Here is a 16765-nt window from a genome sequence, read left to right as displayed (position 1 = left end):
CGGGCAGGTCCGCTGCCCCCGACTCTGCAGCGCAGAGCCGGTGTCGGCGCAGCGGTGTTCGCCGTTGACGCCTGCGCAGGAGGTTCGCATCGCAGGTCATGAACAACATCCGCAATTTCTCCATCATCGCCCACATCGACCACGGCAAGAGCACGCTGGCCGATCGCCTCATCCAGCGCTGTGGCGGCCTGTCTGACCGCGAGATGGAGGCGCAGGTGCTCGACTCGATGGACATCGAGCGCGAACGCGGCATCACGATCAAGGCGCAGACCGCGGCGCTGGCCTACAAGGCACGCGACGGCCAGGTCTACAACCTGAACCTCATCGACACGCCGGGGCACGTCGACTTCTCGTACGAGGTGAGCCGCTCGCTGAGTGCCTGCGAAGGAGCGCTGCTGGTGGTGGACGCGTCGCAGGGCGTCGAGGCGCAGACGGTGGCGAACTGCTACACCGCGCTCGACCTGGGCGTCGAGGTCGTGCCGGTGCTGAACAAGATGGACCTGCCGCAGGCCGATCCCGAGAATGCCAAGGCCGAGGTCGAGGACGTCATCGGCATCGACGCCACCGACGCCATCCCGTGCTCGGCCAAGACCGGCATGGGCATCGACGAGATCCTCGAGGCGGTGATCCACCGCATGCCGCCGCCGCGCGGCAACCCAGACGGTGCGCCGCGCGCGATGATCATCGACAGCTGGTTCGACAACTACGTCGGCGTCGTGATGCTGGTGCGTGTGGTCGACGGCGTGCTGCGCAAGGGCGACCGCATCCGCATGATGGCGACCAACACCGTCTATCCGCTGGAGCAGATCGGCGTCTTCACGCCCAAGTCGGTGCCGCGCGAGGAACTGAAGGCCGGCGAGGTGGGTTTCCTGATCGCCGGCATCAAGGAACTGCAGGCGGCCAAGGTCGGCGACACCGTCACGCTGGAGAAGAAGCTGCCGAACAACGCCGGCCCCGCGAGCGAGGCGCTGCCGGGCTTCAAGGAGATCCAGCCGCAGGTGTTCGCGGGCCTGTACCCCACCGAAGCCAGCGAGTACGACCAGCTGCGCGACGCGCTGGAGAAGCTCAAGCTCAACGACAGCAGCCTGCGCTTCGAGCCCGAGGTGAGCCAGGCGCTGGGCTTCGGCTTCCGCTGCGGCTTCCTGGGCCTGCTGCACATGGAGATCGTGCAGGAACGGCTGGAGCGCGAGTTCGACCAGGACCTCGTCACCACCGCGCCCAGCGTGGTCTACGAGGTCGAGCTGAACGACGGCACCGTGATCCAGGTCGAGAACCCGAGCAAGATGCCCGACCTGGGGCGCATCCGCGAGATCCGCGAGCCCATCGTCACCGTGCACCTGTACATGCCGCAGGACAGCGTGGGCCCGGTGATGACGCTGGCCAACCAGAAGCGCGGCATCCAGATGAACATGGCCTACCACGGCAAGCAGGTCATGCTGACCTACGAGCTGCCGCTGGCCGAGATCGTGCTGGACTTCTTCGACAAGCTGAAGTCGGTGTCACGCGGCTACGCCAGCATGGACTACGAGTTCAAGGAGTACCGTGCCGCCGACGTCGTGAAGGTCGACATCATGATCAACGGCGACCGCGTCGACCCGCTGGCGATGATCGTGCACCGCGCGCAGAGCCAGTACCGCGGCCGCGCCGTCGCCGCGAAGATGCGCGAACAGATCCCGCGCCAGATGTACGACGTCGCGATCCAGGCCGCCATCGGCGCCAACATCATCGCGCGTGAGAACATCAAGGCCCTGCGCAAGAACGTGCTGGCAAAATGCTACGGCGGCGACATCACGCGCAAGAAGAAGCTGCTCGAGAAACAAAAGGCGGGCAAGAAGCGCATGAAGCAGATCGGCTCCGTCGAGGTGCCGCAGGAAGCCTTCCTCGCCATCCTTCAAGTGGACGACTGATCTTGATGAGTGCACTCACCGGCGCCCTGTACGGCGTCCTGCTCGTCTACCTGGGCGGCTGGTTCCTCGGCCACTGGACGGGCAACTTCTCGCTGCTGCTGTTCATGCTGACGCTGGTCACGATGGCGTACTGGCTGGCAGAGCGGTTCCGCTTCAAGCCCGCGCGCGAGGCCGCGGCGCGCAACCTGGAAGCGCAGGATGCGGCCCGCCGCGCGCAGCTGGCGCAGCAGGGCATCGCCAAGGTCGATGGCGACATCGGCGCCGCGCGCGAGAAGCTGCTGATGCAGCCGTGGTGGCTCGACTGGACCGCCGGCCTGTTCCCGGTGATCCTGGTCGTGTTCCTGCTGCGCTCGTTCCTGTTCGAGCCGTTCAAGATCCCGTCGGGCTCGATGATTCCCACGCTGCTGGTGGGTGACCTCATCCTGGTCAACAAGTACCACTACGGCGTTCGCCTGCCGGTGATCAACAAGAAGATCATCGACAACAATCCCGTGCAGCGTGGCGACGTCATGGTCTTCCGCTACCCGGTGGACCCGCGCGTCGACTACATCAAGCGCGTGGTCGGCCTGCCCGGCGACGAGGTCAGCTACGTCAACCAGAAGCTCAGCATCAACGGCCAGCCGGTGCCGGTGCAGAGCCTGGGCGACTTCTACGACGAGGACAGCCTGCGCTACGCGCCGATGTTCAGCGAGAAGCTGGGCACGGCCGAGCACCGCATCCTGGTCGAGCCGCGCCGGCCCGCCTACAACGGTGCCGAGCCCAAGACCTTCCCGATGCACGAGAATTGCCGCTACACCGCCGAAGGCGTGACCTGCAAGGTGCCGGCCGGCCATTACTTCATGATGGGCGACAACCGTGACAATTCGCAAGACTCGCGCTTCTGGGGATTTGTGCCCGACCAGAACATCGTCGGCCGGGCATTCTTCGTCTGGATGAACCTCGGCGACCTGGGCCGCATCGGCCCGTTCCGCTGACCAAGGCTGGAGGCACATGAGTCCGATGACGCTGCGCAACCCCGGCGCACCGCGCGCGCAGCAGCGCGGCGTGACCCTGTTCGGCCTGCTGTTCTGGGCCATCGTGCTGGGCTTCGTGGGCTATCTGCTGGTGCGCATCCTGCCCACCATCAACGAATACACCACCATCCAGCGCACGGTGGAGAAGGTCGCCGCCGCGCAGCCGCCCACGGTGGCCGAGGCGCGCGCCGCGTTCGACCGCCAGAAGGAGGTGGAGTACTCCATCTCCGCCATCAGCGGCCGGGACCTGCAGGTGACCAAGGAAGACGAGAAGGTCGTGATCAGCTACGCCTACAACAAGGAAGTGCCGATCTGGGGCCCGGTCTACATCCTGCTCAAGTACGAGGGCCGCTCCAAGTAGCGCCATGGAGTCGCGACTCGAAGGCCTGCAGCGCCGCCTGGGCCACCGCTTCACCCAGTCGCGCCTGCTCACGCGGGCGCTCACGCACCGCAGCTTCGGTGCCGACCACAACGAGCGGCTGGAATTCCTGGGCGACGCGGTGCTGAACCTCACCGTCTCGACGCTGCTGTTCGAGCGCTTCTCGGGCAGCGACGAAGGCGACCTCACGCGCGTGCGTGCCCACCTCGTGCGCGAAGACAGCCTGCACCGCGTGGCGTTGTCGCTGGGCCTGCCCGAGGTGCTGCGCATGTCCGAGGGCGAGATGCGCGGCGGCGGCGCGCTGCGGCCGTCCATCCTGGCCGACGCGGTCGAGGCGCTGATCGGCGCCATCTTCCTCGACGGCGGCTTCGAGCCCGCGCAGGCGGCGGTGCGCCGCCTGTTCGGCGAGGTCATCGACGCCACCGAGGCCGACGCCTGGAGCAAGGACGCCAAGACCGAGCTGCAGGAATGGCTGCAGGCGCGCAAGCTGCCGGTGCCTGCCTACCGCATCGTCGCCACGCGCGGCGAGAAGCACGCCCAGACCTTCGACGTCGAATGCGCCGTGGCCGCGCTCGGCCTGGCCGAACGCGGCGAAGGCCGATCGCGCCGCACCGCCGAGCAGGAAGCCGCGCGGCGCCTGCTCGAGCAGCTCAAGGCCAGCGACCAACCCGGCGGACCGCTCCGCAGCTGACGCAGCCGCCCGCTGCCTGCAACCCCATGACTGAAGAACAGCAAGAAGCCCCGCAACGCTGCGGGCTGGTGGCCATCGTCGGCCGTCCCAACGTCGGCAAGAGCACGCTGCTGAACGCCCTGGTCGGGCAGAAGATCAGCATCACCTCGCGCAAGGCGCAGACGACGCGGCACCGCATCACGGGCATCCGCACGTTGGGTGCCAGCCAGTTCATCTTCGTCGACACGCCGGGCTTCCAGACCACCCACATGAAGCGCCACAGCGGCGCGATGAACCGCAACCTCAACCGCACCGTGCAGTCGGCGCTGTCGGACGTGGACGCGGTGATCTTCATGGTCGAGGCCGGCAAGTTCACGCTCGACGACGCCAAGGTGCTGGCGATGGTGCCCGAGGGCAAGCCGGTGATCCTGGTGCCGAACAAGCTCGACACCGTGCGCCGACGCAGCGACCTGCTGCCCTGGCTGCAGAGCATGCAGGAGCGCCACCCGTTCACCGAGTACTTCCCGATGTCGGCCAACAGCACGGCCGACGTCGAGCGGCTGTTCGGCATCGTCGAGAAGCACCTGCCGGTGCAGCCCTGGCTGCACGATGAAGACGCGCTCACCGACCGCAGCGACCGCTTCCTGGCCAGCGAGATCGTGCGCGAGAAACTGTTCCGCCTGACCGGCGACGAGCTGCCCTACACCTCGACCGTCGTGATCGACAAGTTCGAGGAGGAAGGCAACCTGCGCCGCATCGCCGCGACCATCGTCGTCGAACGCGACGCGCACAAGGGCATGATCATCGGCGAGGGCGGCGAGCGCCTGAAGCGCATCGGCAGCGAAGCGCGGCAGGAGCTCGAGCACCTGCTCGACGCCAAGGTCTTCCTCGAACTCTGGGTCAAGGTGCGTTCCGGCTGGGCCGACGACGAAGGCCACCTGCGCAGCTACGGTTATGAGTAGGCCGGCGGCCACGCTGGCCGCCTTCGTCCTGCACAGCCACGACTGGAGCGAGACGAGCCTGATCGTCGAACTCTTCACGCGCGAGCTCGGCCGCGTCGTCGTGGCCGCCAAGGGCGCCAAGCGCCCGACGTCGCAGCTGCGGCCGGTGCTGCTGCCCTTCCAGCCGCTGCTGGTGCAGCTGGGCAAGACACCCGCCGACGCCGCCAACGAGGTGCACCTGCTGCGCAGCGCCGAGTGGGCCGGCGGCGCGCCGATGCTGCCCTCGGCGGCGCTGTTCTCGGGCTTCTACTGCAACGAGCTGCTGCTGAAGCTGCTGGCCCGCCAGGACCCGCACCCGGCGCTGTACGCCGCCTATGCCGACACGCTGGGGGCGCTGGCCGACGCGCAGCACGGCGACGGGCCGGCGCTGCGGGCCTTCGAGCTGCTGCTGCTGCGTGAACTGGGGCTGCTGCCCGACCTGGCGGTCGAGACGCTGACCGTGCAGCCCGTGGCGCCGCAGCGCCGCTACACGCTGCAGGCCGAAGCCGGCCTGGTCGCCGACGCCGAGGGCCCGCGCGGCGAGACCTGGGTCGCGCTGGCCGCGGCGCTGGAACACGACCATCCGGCGGCGCTGCGGGCCGCCTGCGCGCCGGTGGCCGCCGTGTTGCGTGTGCCCCTGCGCAGCCTGCTTCACTATCATCTGGGCCACACAACGCTGCGCACGCGACAGGTCATGGTCGACGTGCAGAAGCTCGACCCCGCCCGCACGCCATGAACCCGCTCGTCACCTCCGCCGCCGACCACCAGCGCGGCGTCGGCGCCACCCTGCTGTCGGTCAACGTCAACAAGGTCGCGCTGCTGCGCAACACACGCCACCTGGGCATCCCCAGCGTCGTGCGTGCCGCCACGCTCTGCCTGGAGGCCGGCGCCGATGGCATCACCGTGCATCCGCGGCCCGACGAGCGCCACATCCGCGCGCAGGACGTGCACGACCTGGCCCGGCTGCTGCGGGCCTGGCCGCAGGCCGAATACAACATCGAGGGCAACCCCTTCCACAACCTGATGGCCTTCGTGCGCGACGTGCGCCCGCAGCAGGTGACCTTCGTGCCCGACAGCGAAGGCCAGTTCACGTCCGACCACGGCTGGGACCTGGCCGCCGACGGCGAGCGCCTGCGGCCGCTGATCGCCGAGGCGCATTCGTTCGGCGCGCGCGTGAGCCTGTTCATGGACGCCGACCCGGCCGCGATGGCGCTGGCCCGGGCGGTCGGCGCCGACCGCGTCGAGCTCTACACCGAGCCCTACGCGGCGGCCCACGGCACGCCGCGGCAGGCCGAGCAACTGGCCGCCTTCGCCGCGGCGGCGCAGGCCGCGCTGGCCGCCGGCCTGGGCGTCAACGCCGGCCACGACCTGAACCAGCCCAACCTGGTCGACTTCCTGCGCGCCGTGCCCGGCGTGCAGGAGGTGTCGATCGGCCATGCGCTGATCGCCGACGCGCTGGAGACCGGCCTGCCCGAGACCGTGCGCGCGTACCAGCGCTGCATCCGCCAGGCGCACCAGGCACGGCCCGCATGACGGTCTACGGCATCGGCACCGACCTGTGCGACATCCGCCGCATCGGGGCCACGCTGGAACGCCGCGGCGACCGCTTCGCCGAGCGCGTGCTGGGCCCGAACGAACTGCAGGTCTGGCGCGCCCGCACGGCGCGCGCGCCCGCGCGCGGCCTGCGTTACCTGGCCACGCGCTTCTCGGCCAAGGAGGCGTTCTCGAAGGCCATCGGCCTGGGCATCCGCCACCCGATGACGTGGCGCGCCTGCGAGATCCTGAACGAGCCCAGCGGCAAGCCGGTGATCCGGCTGCACGGCGTGCTGGCCGACTGGTGCGCCGAGCGTGGCCTGGTGGCCCACGTCACCGTGACCGACGAAACCGACTACACCGCGTCCTTCGTGGTCGTGGAAACCACATGACCACTGCCATCGCCCACGCCCCCGTCGTGCTCGACATCGCCGGCACCACGCTGACGCCCGCCGACCGCCGCCGCCTGAAGCACCCGCTCACGGGCGGCCTGATCCTGTTTGCGCGCAACTGGCAGGACCGGCGCCAGCTCACCGCGCTCACCGCCGCCATCAAGGACGTGCGCCCCGACGTGCTGGTCTGCGTCGACCACGAAGGCGGCCGCGTGCAGCGGTTCCGCACCGACGGCTTCACGCACCTGCCGCCGATGCGCGACCTGGGCACGCTGTGGATGCAGGACGCACTGCGCGCCACCAACGCCGCCACCGCCGCCGGCCACGTGCTCGGCGCCGAGCTGCGCGCCTGCGGCGTGGACCTCAGCTTCACGCCCGTGCTCGACCTCGACCACGGCCCCAGCACCGTCATCGGCGACCGCGCCTTCCACCGCGACGCGCGCGTCGTGGCGATGCTGGCCAAGAGCCTGATGCACGGCCTGCTGCGCGCGGGCATGGCCAACTGCGGCAAGCACTTCCCCGGCCACGGTTTCGTTGCCGCCGACAGCCACACCGAGATCCCGGTCGACCGACGCTGGCTCAAGGTGATCCTGGCCGACGATGCGCGGCCCTACGAATGGCTCAGCACCAGCCTGGCGTCGGTGATGCCGGCGCACGTGGTGTACCCCAAGGTCGACCACCGCCCGGCGGGCTTCTCCGACCGCTGGCTGAAGGACATCCTGCGCAGCCAGCTCGGCTTCACTGGCGCCGTGTTCAGCGACGACCTCAGCATGGCCGGCGCGCGCAAGGTCGACGGCGTGGAGCTGCAGTACGCCGAGGCCGGGGCGCTGGCGCTGTCGGCGGGCTGCGACCTGGTGCTGCTGTGCAACCAGTCGCTGGACGGCGGCAGCGCGGTCGATGCACTGCTCGACGGCCTGGACGACGCCGCGCAGCGCGGCCTGTGGTCGCCCGACCCCGACAGCGAAGCGCGCCGGCTGGCGCTGCTGCCGCAGGCGCCGCCGCTGGGCTGGGACGACCTGATGCACGACGCGGCGTACCAGCACGCGCTGGAAAGCCTGCCCTGAGGCTGGACAGACGCTGATCCGCGGTGGATCAGCCGTCGATCACCCGTTCGTGGGGCCGGCGATCAGGCTGGCGATGCGCTCGTCCGACAGTCGCATCGGCATCGATTGCGCCGACAGCAGCGCCACCACGGCGTGTTCCTCGTGTGCGGTGTCGCGCAGCAGCGGTGTCATGCGCGGCTCGCCCTGGGCGTTGGTCAGCGTGGCCACCAGCGGGTGGTAGGCCTTCTCGCCGTTGCGCGCCACCACGCCCAGCTCGCCCGAGGCCAGCTTGACGATGCTGCCCGGCGGGAAGATGCCGAACGACTTGATCAGCGCCGCAGCCAGCTTGCTGTCGGCCGCCATCTGGAACAGCTCGCGGCCGGCCTGCTGCGCGCTCATCGCAGGCCGGTTGGCGCGGCTGCTCAGCAGCGCGGTGTAGATGTCGGCGAAGCGCAGCAGCTCGGCCAGCTCGCTGACGTTCATGGCGCCGGTCGGATAGCCCGAACCGTCGGCCACCTCGTGGTGGTTCGCGACCGCCTCCAGCCAGTCGGCATCGGTGATGCCGGCCTGGGTCAGCAGCTCGGCGCTGCGTGTCGGGTGCTCGTGGATGGCCTCGCGCTGCTTGGCCGTCAGCGGCGAGACCTGGGTCGCCAGCCGCGCCTGCAGGTCCACCATCGCCAGGTTCATGGTCAGGGCCGCCTGGAAGGCGCGGCGCTGCTCGGCGGCGCTCCAGCCCAGGTGGCGTGCTGCCGCCTGGCAGGCCGTGGCGGCATGCAGCGAGTGGCTGACGCCGTAGTGCGAGACCCCGTTGACGGGCTGGCGCACCACCTGCGACAGCGCGACATCGGGTGCGGCGTCGATCAGCGACAGCAGCAGGTCGGTGGCGCCGTGGATGGCCCCGGCCATCTGCGGCAGCGGCGCCGTCAGCGCCTGGCGCACGTCGTCGGTGCCGCGGTCCCATTCGGCGGGCAGCCGGGCCAGGCGCTGTGCCGGCGACTCGCGCCGGATGGGCTGGACGGCCTCGGCCAGCTCGTCGGCCTCGACCAGCGCCCCGCGGCTGAACAGCTCCTGCAGCTGGTCGTCGTCGTGGATGATCTGGCCGCGTGCCAGCAACAGCATGCGCTGGTTGTCGCGCACGCTGAACGGCAGCGGCGCACCCAGCACGATGCGGTTCTTGACCGATGACAGGGAGCAAACGCGCATGGAGGACCGGTGGTTGGACGGACCCGGGGCGGCGGCAAGCCAGCCCCGGGTGCCCTGTCATCGGTCGGAGCGTGCCCCAACTTGAGGCCCTGACGGGCCGAACTCAGGACTGGGTCGTCTCGAACGGCAATTTGAGCTGCGACAGGTCCTTGCGCGTCTCCACCAGCACCAGCGGGCCTTCGTCGACGACGACCACCGGCTTCGGCGCGCGCGGCACGTGGGCCGGCTTGGGCTCGGCCGCGATCGCGGCCTGCGCGGCAGCGATCTTCTCGGCGTCGGATTGCACCCACTGCAGCCCGGCGTCGCCGGCCAGCGCCTGCAGCGCCTGCACGGGCAGCTCGAAGCGCTGGATGACCACCGGCGCGGGCGCCGGGGCAGCGGCGGCCATCGGGGCCGGGGCCGGGGCACTGGCCCGTGCGGGCGCGGCAGGAGGCGGTGCGGCGGGGGCGGCCTCCACTTCGGCGACGCCGGCCGGAGCGGCCGCCGTCGCGGCCTCGACACCGGCCTCTGCCGGCGTCACTTCGCCGCCGCCGGCTTCGGCCGGGACGATCTCGCCGGCGACGTCGCCGTTGTCGGCACCCGGCTCGCGCGGTTCGCGGCGCAGCCGGTCGCGGCCACGGCCACGGCGGCGGCCGCCGTCGCGCTCGCCGCCTTCGGTGGCAGCTGCCGGCTCGGTGCCCGTGTCGCTGCCGGACTGCGTGTCGGCAGCTTCCGCCGTCTCTGCGCCCGCCTCGTCGGCCGGGGCCAGGGCCTGGCCGGCTTCGTCGACCCGGCCTTCGCCGCGGTCACGGCCACCACGCCGGCGGCGGCGGCGGCCGCCTTCGCGTTCACCGCCCTCGCGCTCGCCGGCCTCGCGTTCACCGCCTTCGGCCGCGGCAGCACCAGGGGCCACCAGGTCGGCCATCGGCTGCGTGTCGACGAACGGCTGCGCCACGTCGAGCGCCTTGGCGGCCTCGTCGGCGCGCGGTGCGCGCTCGCCACGTTCCGGGCGGTCGCCTCGCTCGCCACGGCCGCCGCGGCGGTTCTCGCCACGATCACCGCGTTCACCGCGTTCACCACGCGGGGCGCGGTCGTCGCGCGCCTCGGCTGGTGCAGCGTTCGCGTCGGCGCCGTCACGGCGCGGTTCGCGCTCGGCGCGGCCGGCGTCGCGGCGACCGCCACGCTCGCCGCCGCGTTCACCACGTTCACCACCACGGCCACCACGTTCGCTGCCACGCTCGTTGCGGTCGCCACCACGGCCACCGCGTCCGCCGCGCTCGCCGCGTTCACCGCGCGGGCCGTCGCGCTTGTCGCCGGCCGCAGGTGCTGCAACGGGCGCTGCCGCGGGGGCCGCCTCCGGGGTCGGTGCCGGCGTCGGCGCCGGGCTGCCGCCGAACAGGGTCTTGAACCAGCCGAAGAAGCCGCCGCTGGACGGCACCGGGGCCGGCACCGGGCGCGGCGCGGCAGCCACCGGAGCCGGTGCCGGCACGGGTGCCGGCGCCACGGGTTTGGCCGGCGCGGGCGCCGGTGCCGGCGGCGCCGGCTGGTCGGGCAGCACGCCCTTGATGACGGGCTCCTGCTTGGGCTTGGCCTTCTCGCGGCGCGTGATGCCGACCTCGTCGTCCGGCTCCTCGATCATCGAGTAGCTGGCCTGCAGGTTCTCCAGGCGCGGGTCGTCGTGGCGCAGGCGCTCGAGCTTGTAGTTCGGCGTCTCCAGGTGCTTGTTGGGCACCAGCAGCACGGTGACGCGCTGCTTCAGTTCGATCTTCGTGATCTCGGTGCGCTTCTCGTTCAGCAGGAACGAGGTCACTTCCACCGGCACCTGCACGTGCACGGCGGCGGTGTTCTCCTTCATCGCCTCTTCCTGCACCATGCGCAGGATCTGCAGCGCGCTGCTCTCGGTGTCGCGGATGTGGCCGGTGCCGTTGCAGCGCGGGCAGGTGATGTGGTTGCCTTCGCTCAGCGCGGGGCGCAGCCGCTGGCGGCTCAGCTCCAGCAGGCCGAACTTGCTGATGCTGCTGAACTGCACGCGGGCGCGGTCGCTGCGCAGCGCGTCGCGCAGGCGGGTCTCGACCTCGCGGCGGTTCTTCGACTCCTCCATGTCGATGAAGTCGACGACGATCAGGCCGCCCAGGTCGCGCAGCCGCATCTGGCGCGCGATCTCGTCGGCGGCTTCCAGGTTCGTGCGGGTGGCGGTTTCCTCGATGTCGCTGCCGCGGGTGCTGCGCGCCGAGTTCACGTCGACCGAGACCAGGGCCTCGGTGTGGTCGATGACGATGGCGCCACCCGACGGCAGGTTCACGGTGCGGCTGAACGCGGTCTCGATCTGGTGCTCGATCTGGAACCGGCTGAACAGCGGCGCGTCGTCCTTGTAGCGCTTCACGCGATTGGCCGTCTCCGGCATCACGTGGTTCATGAACTGCTGCGCCTGCTCGTAGATGTCGTCGGTGTCGATCAGGATCTCGCCGATGTCCGCGGTGAAGTAGTCGCGGATGGCGCGGATGACGAGGCTGCTCTCCTGGTAGATCAGGAAGGCGCCCTTGCCGGCCTTGGACGCGCCGTCGATGGCGGTCCACAACTTGAGCATGTAGTTCAGGTCCCACTGCAGCTCGGACGCCGAGCGGCCGATGCCGGCCGTGCGCGCGATCAGGCTCATGCCCTTCGGGTAGTCGAGCTGGTCGAGGTTCTCCTTCAGCTCCTCGCGCTGCTCGCCCTCGATGCGGCGGCTGACGCCACCGCCGCGCGGGTTGTTGGGCATCAGCACCAGGTAGCGGCCGGCGAGGCTGACGAAGGTGGTCAGCGCCGCGCCCTTGTTGCCGCGCTCTTCCTTCTCGACCTGCACCAGCAGGTTGTCGCCTTCGCGCACCACGTCCTGGATGCGCGCGTTCTTCACGTCCGCGCCTTCGCGGAAGTAGTTCTTCGAGATCTCCTTGAACGGCAGGAAGCCGTGGCGTTCCTCGCCGTAGTCGACGAAACAGGCCTCGAGACTGGGCTCGACGCGTGTGATGACGGCCTTGTAGATGTTGCCCTTGCGCTGCTCGCGCCCTTCGATCTCGGTCTCGAAGTCGAGCAGCTTCTGCCCGTCGACGATGGCCAGGCGCCGCTCTTCCGGCTGCGTGGCATTGATCAGCATGCGTTTCATGTGCACTTCTCCCCCGCGGCGCGCCTCGGTGGGACACGCCGCATCCGGCACCACCCGTGAAGGCGGCACCGAGCTTCACCCGATGCACGAGAAGCGCGGAAGAACCAGCTGGCGCGAAATGCCCTGGACTGCGGTCTTCGGCGCGCTAGGGAAGCGCGTTCAGCGTCGCAGCGTTGGCGCGTGCACGGCGGCAGGTCCGGCGGCTGTCGGCAGGGCCCCCGCGCGCCGCGGAATCCGCGGCGACACACCCGGCCCGGCCGCTGCGGCGAGGTGCCGGGGCCTTCTGGCGAGGTGGGGAGTCCTGGGGGTCGACATGGCTGGGGGCTGTCGTCGTGCGGGGCTCCAGCAGCGGCGCGGGCCGCGTCTGGTGCCTTGAATTTTCGGTGCCTCGTGTGGAGGCGGGGTTCTTCTTCGTTCCTCTTGCCGCACCGCCTGCTGCCGCTGCCGGGTCACTTGGGGACCCCGGCCCGCGACGGCCCTGGCGGGCGTTGCATCACCTGGCCGGCCACGTTCATTCGTGTCCGGCGTCTCCACGACGTCACCGCCAGTGCCCGGGTAAACTCCGATAAATCAAGCACTTACAGCACATACGTGGAGCGACGGATTATAGGGTCAGAAGTCGCCGCCGCGCCGCCGCAGGTGCAGCGCATCACCGTCGACGCTGAATCCGACGGCCAGCGCCTGGACAATTTCCTGCTGCGCATGCTCAAGGGCGTGCCCAAGACCCACGTCTACCGCGTCATCCGCAGCGGCGAGGTGCGCGTCAACAAGGGCCGCGCCAGCGCCGACACCCGGGTGGCCGCGGGCGACGAGATCCGCGTGCCGCCGGTGCGCCTGCCCGAGCGCCCGGTGGTGCACGTGCCGGCGCGCGAATTTCCCATCCTGTTCGAGGACGAGCACCTGCTGGCCGTCGACAAGCCGGCCGGCGTGGCCGTGCATGGCGGCAGCGGCGTCAGCTCGGGCGTGATCGAGCAGCTGCGCCAGGCGCGTCCGGAAGCCCGCTTCCTCGAACTCGTGCACCGGCTCGACAAGGAAACCTCGGGCGTGCTGCTGCTGGCCAAGAAGCGCAGCGCGCTGGTGGCGCTGCAGGACCAGTTCCGCGCCCGCGACACCGGCAAGCACTACCAGGCACTCGTCAGCGGCGCCTGGCCGAAGAACCTGAAGGTCATCGACCAGGCCCTGCACAAGACGCTGGACGCCGCCGGCGAGCGCCACGTGAAGGTGGTGCCGCCGGCGCACGCGGACGGCCGGCGCTCGATCACGCTGATCCGGTCTGCGCAGGCGCACGGCGCGTTCACGCTGCTGGACATCGCATTGAAGACCGGCCGCACGCACCAGATCCGCGTGCACCTGGCCCACGCCGGCCACCCCATCGTCGGCGACCCGAAGTACGGCGACTTCGTGCTCAACAAGGCCGTGGCGCGCGACAAGCGCTTCGCGCGCATGTTCCTGCACGCGCGCGAGCTCGCCTTCGACCACCCCGCCAGCGGCATGCGCATCACCGTGCAGGCGCCGCTGCCCACTGACTGCGCGACACTGCTGCAACAGTTATGAGCTCCAGACGCTTCGACCTCATCGCCTTCGACTGGGACGGCACGCTCTTCGACAGCACCGGCCTGATCGTGCGCTGCATCCAGGCCGCCTGCCAGGACCTGGGTGTCGCCGTGCCGAGCGACACGCAGGCGGCCTACGTGATCGGCCTGAACCTGCAGGAAGCGCTGCAGCACGCCGCGCCGGGGCTGCCGGCGGCGCGCTACCCCGAGCTCGGCAACCGCTACCGCCACCACTACTTCGCGCGCCAGCACGAGATCGTGCTGTTCCCGGGCACGCTGGACATGCTGCAGGCGCTGAAGGCCCGCAACCACCTGTTGGCCGTGGCCACCGGCAAGGCACGGCGCGGGCTCGACCAGGCGCTGGCGCAGTCGCAGCTGGGGCCGCTGTTCGACGGCTCGCGCACCGCCGACGAGACCGCCGGCAAGCCCGACCCGCGCATGCTGCACGAGCTGATGCGCGAGTTCGGCGTCGACCCGTCGCGCACGCTGATGATCGGCGACACCACGCACGACCTGGCGCTGGCGGCCAACGCCGGCACGCCCAGCGTCGGTGTCAGCTACGGCGCGCACGAGCCCGCGGCCTTCGAGGCCTACGGCCCGCTGTTCGTGGCCCACAGCACGCGCGAACTGCACGACTGGCTGCTGGACAACGCATGAGGGCCGCGCAGTGACCGACGCCGAGCCGCTGTGCCCTTCGTCCGCGCTGGAAGAGCGCGGCCGGGCGCTGGTCTTCGACATCCTGCAGTACCGCCAGCCGGCGCGGGCCTTCGCGCTGCGCTTCGACGGCCGCGCGGTGGCCTACGTGAACCGCTGCGTGCACGTGCCCACCGAGATGGACTGGACGCCCGGCGAGTTCCTCGACAGCGACAAGCGCTGGATCCTGTGCAGCATCCACGGCGCGGCTTACGAGCCCGCCGACGGCCGCTGCGTCGGCGGCCCCTGCGGCCGCGGCAAGCTCACCGCCATCGCGCTCGAAGAGCGTGACGGCCAGGTGTATTGGTATCCTTCCCGCGACATCCAGCCGGTGCCGTTCGACGCACCGGCCGGCGATTCCCCAGCCCCCACCTCCCCATGAGCGCCAGCGACGACACCACCCCCACGCCCCTCGGTCCGGTGGAGCCCCCCTTCGAGCCGCCGCGCGCCGAGCCGCCGCCGCCCGCCGTGACCGCCGCCGCCGCGCCGGCGCTCGAGAGCACCCTGGAGAAGGTGGCGCGCGAACTGCTGCGCCAGCAGCGCAGCGACCGCCGCTGGCGTGTCTTCTTCCGCATGTCCTGGCTGGCGCTGTTCGTCGCCATCGCCTGGGCGCTGTTCTCCACGCGCATCGCGCCCACGGCGCCGTCGACGCCGCACACCGCGCTGGTGGAAGTGCGTGGCGAGATCGCGGTCGACACCGAGGCCAGTGCCGAGCTGCTGGTGTCGGCGCTAAAGAGCGCGTTCGAGGACCGCGGCGCCGTGGCCGTGGTGCTGCGCATCAACTCGCCCGGCGGCAGTCCGGTGCAGAGCGGCATCGTCAACGACGAGATCCGGCGCCTGAAGGCCAAGCACAACAAGAAGGTCTACGCCGTCGTCGAGGAAGTCTGCGCCTCTGGTGCGTACTACATCGCCGTGGCGGCCGACGAGATCTTCGTCGACAAGGCCAGCATCGTCGGCAGCATCGGCGTGCTGATGGACGGCTTCGGCTTCACCGGGCTGATGGACAAGCTGGGCGTCGAACGCCGCCTGCTCATCGCGGGCGAGAACAAGGCCATGCTCGACCCGTTCAGCCCCGCCAACGAACGCCAGACGGCGATGGCGCAGGCGATGCTGGACCAGATCCACCAGCAGTTCATCCAGGTCGTGCGCGAGGGCCGAGGCGACCGCCTGAAGGAGCAGCCCGACACCTTCACGGGCCTGTTCTGGAACGGCGAGGAAGCCGTCAAGCTGGGCCTGGCCGACCGTTTCGGCAACCTCGACCACGTCGCGCGCGAGGTCGTGAAGGCCGAGGAAGTGATCGACTACACGCCGCACGACAACGTGGCCGAACGCCTGGCCAAGCGCTTCGGCGCCAGCATCGGCGAAGGCGCCGTGCGCGCGCTGCGCGCGCTGCCCCCGATCCGCTGAAGCAGGGGTCCGCCGTGTCCGACCGCTGGGCCGTGCTGCCCCAATACCTGCTGCCCAAGCAGGCGCTGACCTCGTTCGCCGGCCTCGTGGCCAACTGGCGCGGCGGTGCTGCCACCACCGCCATCATCCGCTGGTTCGTCGGCCGCTACGGCGTGAACATGGCCGAGGCCGCCGAGCCCGACATCGCCGCCTACCCGCGCTTCAACGACTTCTTCACGCGCGCGCTGCAACCCGGCGCGCGCCCGCTGGCAGCCGCCGAGTGGGTGTGCCCGGTGGATGGCGCGATCAGCCAGTTCGGCCGCATCGACGGCGGCCGCATCTTCCAGGCCAAGGGCCACGACTACACCGCCACCGCGCTGCTGGGCGGCGACACGGCGCTGGCCGCGCACTTCCACGGCGGCCACTTCGCCACGCTGTACCTCAGCCCGAAGGACTACCACCGCATCCACATGCCGCGCGCCGGGCGGTTGCTGCGCATGGTGCACGTGCCGGGTGCGCTGTTCTCGGTGAACCCGACCACCGCGCGCGGCGTGCCGGGGCTGTTCGCGCGCAACGAACGCGTGGTCTGCGTGTTCGACAGCGCACAGGGGCCCTGGGTGCTGGTGCTGGTGGGCGCCACCATCGTCGGCAGCATGGCCACCGTGTGGCACGGCGTGGTCAACCCGCCGCGGCCGGGCGCGGTGCGGGCCTGGGACTACAACGACCAGGCGATCGACCTGCCGCAGGGCGCCGAGATGGGCCGCTTCCTGCTGGGCTCCACCGTCGTGGTGCTGATGCCCGCAGGCGCACTGCAGTTCAACCCCGCGTGGGCGCCGGGTGGCGCCATCCGCATGGGCGAGGTGATGGCCACGCAGCCGGTGCCGCGCTGACG

At 70.6% G+C, this 16765-nt stretch carries 16 protein-coding genes; 14 read left to right on the top strand and 2 right to left on the bottom strand.

The window, feature by feature from the left end; translation table 11 throughout:
* The first annotated feature begins 98 nt into the window (after nucleotides 1-98).
* The 9 genes from lepA to nagZ are packed head-to-tail and all read left to right on the top strand — an operon-like array spanning nucleotide 99 to nucleotide 7938.
* Entirely contained in the window at nucleotides 99-1907 is a 1809-nt protein-coding gene (lepA, locus tag ACPOLB_RS11655) for a translation elongation factor 4 (protein WP_425261530.1), read from the top strand.
* Nucleotides 1908-1912: 5 nt separating this feature from the next.
* A complete protein-coding gene (gene lepB, locus ACPOLB_RS11650) occupies nucleotides 1913-2881 on the top strand; it encodes a signal peptidase I (RefSeq protein WP_425261529.1) in 969 nt (322 codons plus the stop codon).
* 25 nt (nucleotides 2882-2906) lie between these two features.
* Nucleotides 2907-3281 carry a DUF4845 domain-containing protein gene (locus ACPOLB_RS11645; RefSeq protein WP_425261528.1) on the top strand — a complete coding sequence of 125 codons (375 nt, stop codon included), beginning with the start codon at nucleotides 2907-2909 and terminating at the stop codon, nucleotides 3279-3281.
* A gap of 4 nt (nucleotides 3282-3285) precedes the next feature.
* Nucleotides 3286-3990 carry a ribonuclease III gene (gene rnc, locus ACPOLB_RS11640; RefSeq protein WP_425261527.1) on the top strand — a complete coding sequence of 235 codons (705 nt, stop codon included), beginning with the start codon at nucleotides 3286-3288 and terminating at the stop codon, nucleotides 3988-3990.
* Between the two features lie 26 nt (nucleotides 3991-4016).
* Nucleotides 4017-4931, top strand: a complete 915-nt coding sequence (gene era, locus ACPOLB_RS11635; RefSeq protein ID WP_425261526.1) for a GTPase Era — start codon at nucleotides 4017-4019, stop codon at nucleotides 4929-4931.
* On the top strand, nucleotides 4924-5685 hold the full coding sequence (recO, locus tag ACPOLB_RS11630) for a DNA repair protein RecO (protein WP_425261525.1): 762 nt from the start codon (nucleotides 4924-4926) through the stop codon (nucleotides 5683-5685). Before era ends, recO begins: the two co-directional genes overlap by 8 nt.
* Nucleotides 5682-6482 carry a pyridoxine 5'-phosphate synthase gene (locus tag ACPOLB_RS11625; protein WP_425261524.1) on the top strand — a complete coding sequence of 267 codons (801 nt, stop codon included), beginning with the start codon at nucleotides 5682-5684 and terminating at the stop codon, nucleotides 6480-6482. The genes recO and ACPOLB_RS11625 overlap by 4 nt, the downstream gene beginning before the upstream one ends.
* Complete coding sequence (gene acpS / locus ACPOLB_RS11620; RefSeq protein WP_425261523.1) at nucleotides 6479-6874, top strand: holo-ACP synthase; 396 nt, start codon at nucleotides 6479-6481, stop codon at nucleotides 6872-6874. Before ACPOLB_RS11625 ends, acpS begins: the two co-directional genes overlap by 4 nt.
* A complete protein-coding gene (nagZ, locus tag ACPOLB_RS11615; RefSeq protein WP_425261522.1) occupies nucleotides 6871-7938 on the top strand; it encodes a beta-N-acetylhexosaminidase in 1068 nt (355 codons plus the stop codon). The genes acpS and nagZ overlap by 4 nt, the downstream gene beginning before the upstream one ends.
* Nucleotides 7939-7977: 39 nt before the next feature.
* On the opposite strand, the gene ACPOLB_RS11610 is transcribed toward nagZ, so the two are convergent.
* Entirely contained in the window at nucleotides 7978-9120 is a 1143-nt protein-coding gene (locus tag ACPOLB_RS11610; protein WP_425261521.1) for an HD-GYP domain-containing protein, read from the bottom strand.
* A 103-nt stretch (nucleotides 9121-9223) separates the two neighbouring features.
* Nucleotides 9224-12241 (bottom strand): Rne/Rng family ribonuclease, encoded by a 3018-nt coding sequence (locus tag ACPOLB_RS11605; RefSeq protein WP_425261520.1) that lies wholly within the window; start codon nucleotides 12239-12241, stop codon nucleotides 9224-9226.
* Nucleotides 12242-12880: 639 nt separating this feature from the next.
* Between ACPOLB_RS11605 and ACPOLB_RS11600 the strand changes: the two genes are divergently transcribed.
* The 5 genes from ACPOLB_RS11600 to asd are packed head-to-tail and all read left to right on the top strand — an operon-like array spanning nucleotide 12881 to nucleotide 16763.
* Complete coding sequence (locus tag ACPOLB_RS11600) at nucleotides 12881-13795, top strand: RluA family pseudouridine synthase (RefSeq protein ID WP_425261519.1); 915 nt, start codon at nucleotides 12881-12883, stop codon at nucleotides 13793-13795.
* Nucleotides 13792-14451, top strand: a complete 660-nt coding sequence (locus tag ACPOLB_RS11595) for an HAD family hydrolase (protein WP_425261518.1) — start codon at nucleotides 13792-13794, stop codon at nucleotides 14449-14451. The genes ACPOLB_RS11600 and ACPOLB_RS11595 overlap by 4 nt, the downstream gene beginning before the upstream one ends.
* A 10-nt stretch (nucleotides 14452-14461) precedes the next feature.
* The gene (locus ACPOLB_RS11590) at nucleotides 14462-14869 is read left to right on the top strand and encodes a Rieske (2Fe-2S) protein (protein WP_425261517.1); all 408 of its coding nucleotides are present in this window, start codon (nucleotides 14462-14464) and stop codon (nucleotides 14867-14869) included.
* Entirely contained in the window at nucleotides 14866-15894 is a 1029-nt protein-coding gene (locus tag ACPOLB_RS11585) for a S49 family peptidase (RefSeq protein WP_425261516.1), read from the top strand. Before ACPOLB_RS11590 ends, ACPOLB_RS11585 begins: the two co-directional genes overlap by 4 nt.
* Before the next feature lie 14 nt (nucleotides 15895-15908).
* Nucleotides 15909-16763, top strand: a complete 855-nt coding sequence (gene asd, locus ACPOLB_RS11580; RefSeq protein ID WP_425261515.1) for an archaetidylserine decarboxylase — start codon at nucleotides 15909-15911, stop codon at nucleotides 16761-16763.
* The last annotated feature ends 2 nt before the right edge of the window (nucleotides 16764-16765 follow it).

Origin of the sequence: Rubrivivax soli (assembly GCF_049810355.1) — a bacterium.
In the GTDB taxonomy this organism is placed as follows: domain Bacteria; phylum Pseudomonadota; class Gammaproteobacteria; order Burkholderiales; family Burkholderiaceae_C; genus Rubrivivax.
The sequence above is the reverse complement of the archived record's forward strand: the minus strand, read 5'-3'. Positions and strand labels throughout refer to the sequence as shown.

What these genes read in the sequence shown, in the direction of transcription:
- ACPOLB_RS11610 (WP_425261521.1), bottom strand. Translation starts at nt 9,120, where the DNA reads ATGCGCGTTTGCTCCCTGTCATCGGTCAAGAACCGCATCGTGCTGGGT.
- rnc (WP_425261527.1), top strand. Translation starts at nt 3,286, where the DNA reads ATGGAGTCGCGACTCGAAGGCCTGCAGCGCCGCCTGGGCCACCGCTTC.
- ACPOLB_RS11605 (WP_425261520.1), bottom strand. Translation starts at nt 12,241, where the DNA reads ATGAAACGCATGCTGATCAATGCCACGCAGCCGGAAGAGCGGCGCCTG.
- lepB (WP_425261529.1), top strand. Translation starts at nt 1,913, where the DNA reads ATGAGTGCACTCACCGGCGCCCTGTACGGCGTCCTGCTCGTCTACCTG.
- ACPOLB_RS11595 (WP_425261518.1), top strand. Translation starts at nt 13,792, where the DNA reads ATGAGCTCCAGACGCTTCGACCTCATCGCCTTCGACTGGGACGGCACG.
- ACPOLB_RS11645 (WP_425261528.1), top strand. Translation starts at nt 2,907, where the DNA reads ATGACGCTGCGCAACCCCGGCGCACCGCGCGCGCAGCAGCGCGGCGTG.
- era (WP_425261526.1), top strand. Translation starts at nt 4,017, where the DNA reads ATGACTGAAGAACAGCAAGAAGCCCCGCAACGCTGCGGGCTGGTGGCC.
- ACPOLB_RS11625 (WP_425261524.1), top strand. Translation starts at nt 5,682, where the DNA reads ATGAACCCGCTCGTCACCTCCGCCGCCGACCACCAGCGCGGCGTCGGC.
- nagZ (WP_425261522.1), top strand. Translation starts at nt 6,871, where the DNA reads ATGACCACTGCCATCGCCCACGCCCCCGTCGTGCTCGACATCGCCGGC.
- recO (WP_425261525.1), top strand. Translation starts at nt 4,924, where the DNA reads ATGAGTAGGCCGGCGGCCACGCTGGCCGCCTTCGTCCTGCACAGCCAC.
- acpS (WP_425261523.1), top strand. Translation starts at nt 6,479, where the DNA reads ATGACGGTCTACGGCATCGGCACCGACCTGTGCGACATCCGCCGCATC.
- ACPOLB_RS11585 (WP_425261516.1), top strand. Translation starts at nt 14,866, where the DNA reads ATGAGCGCCAGCGACGACACCACCCCCACGCCCCTCGGTCCGGTGGAG.
- lepA (WP_425261530.1), top strand. Translation starts at nt 99, where the DNA reads ATGAACAACATCCGCAATTTCTCCATCATCGCCCACATCGACCACGGC.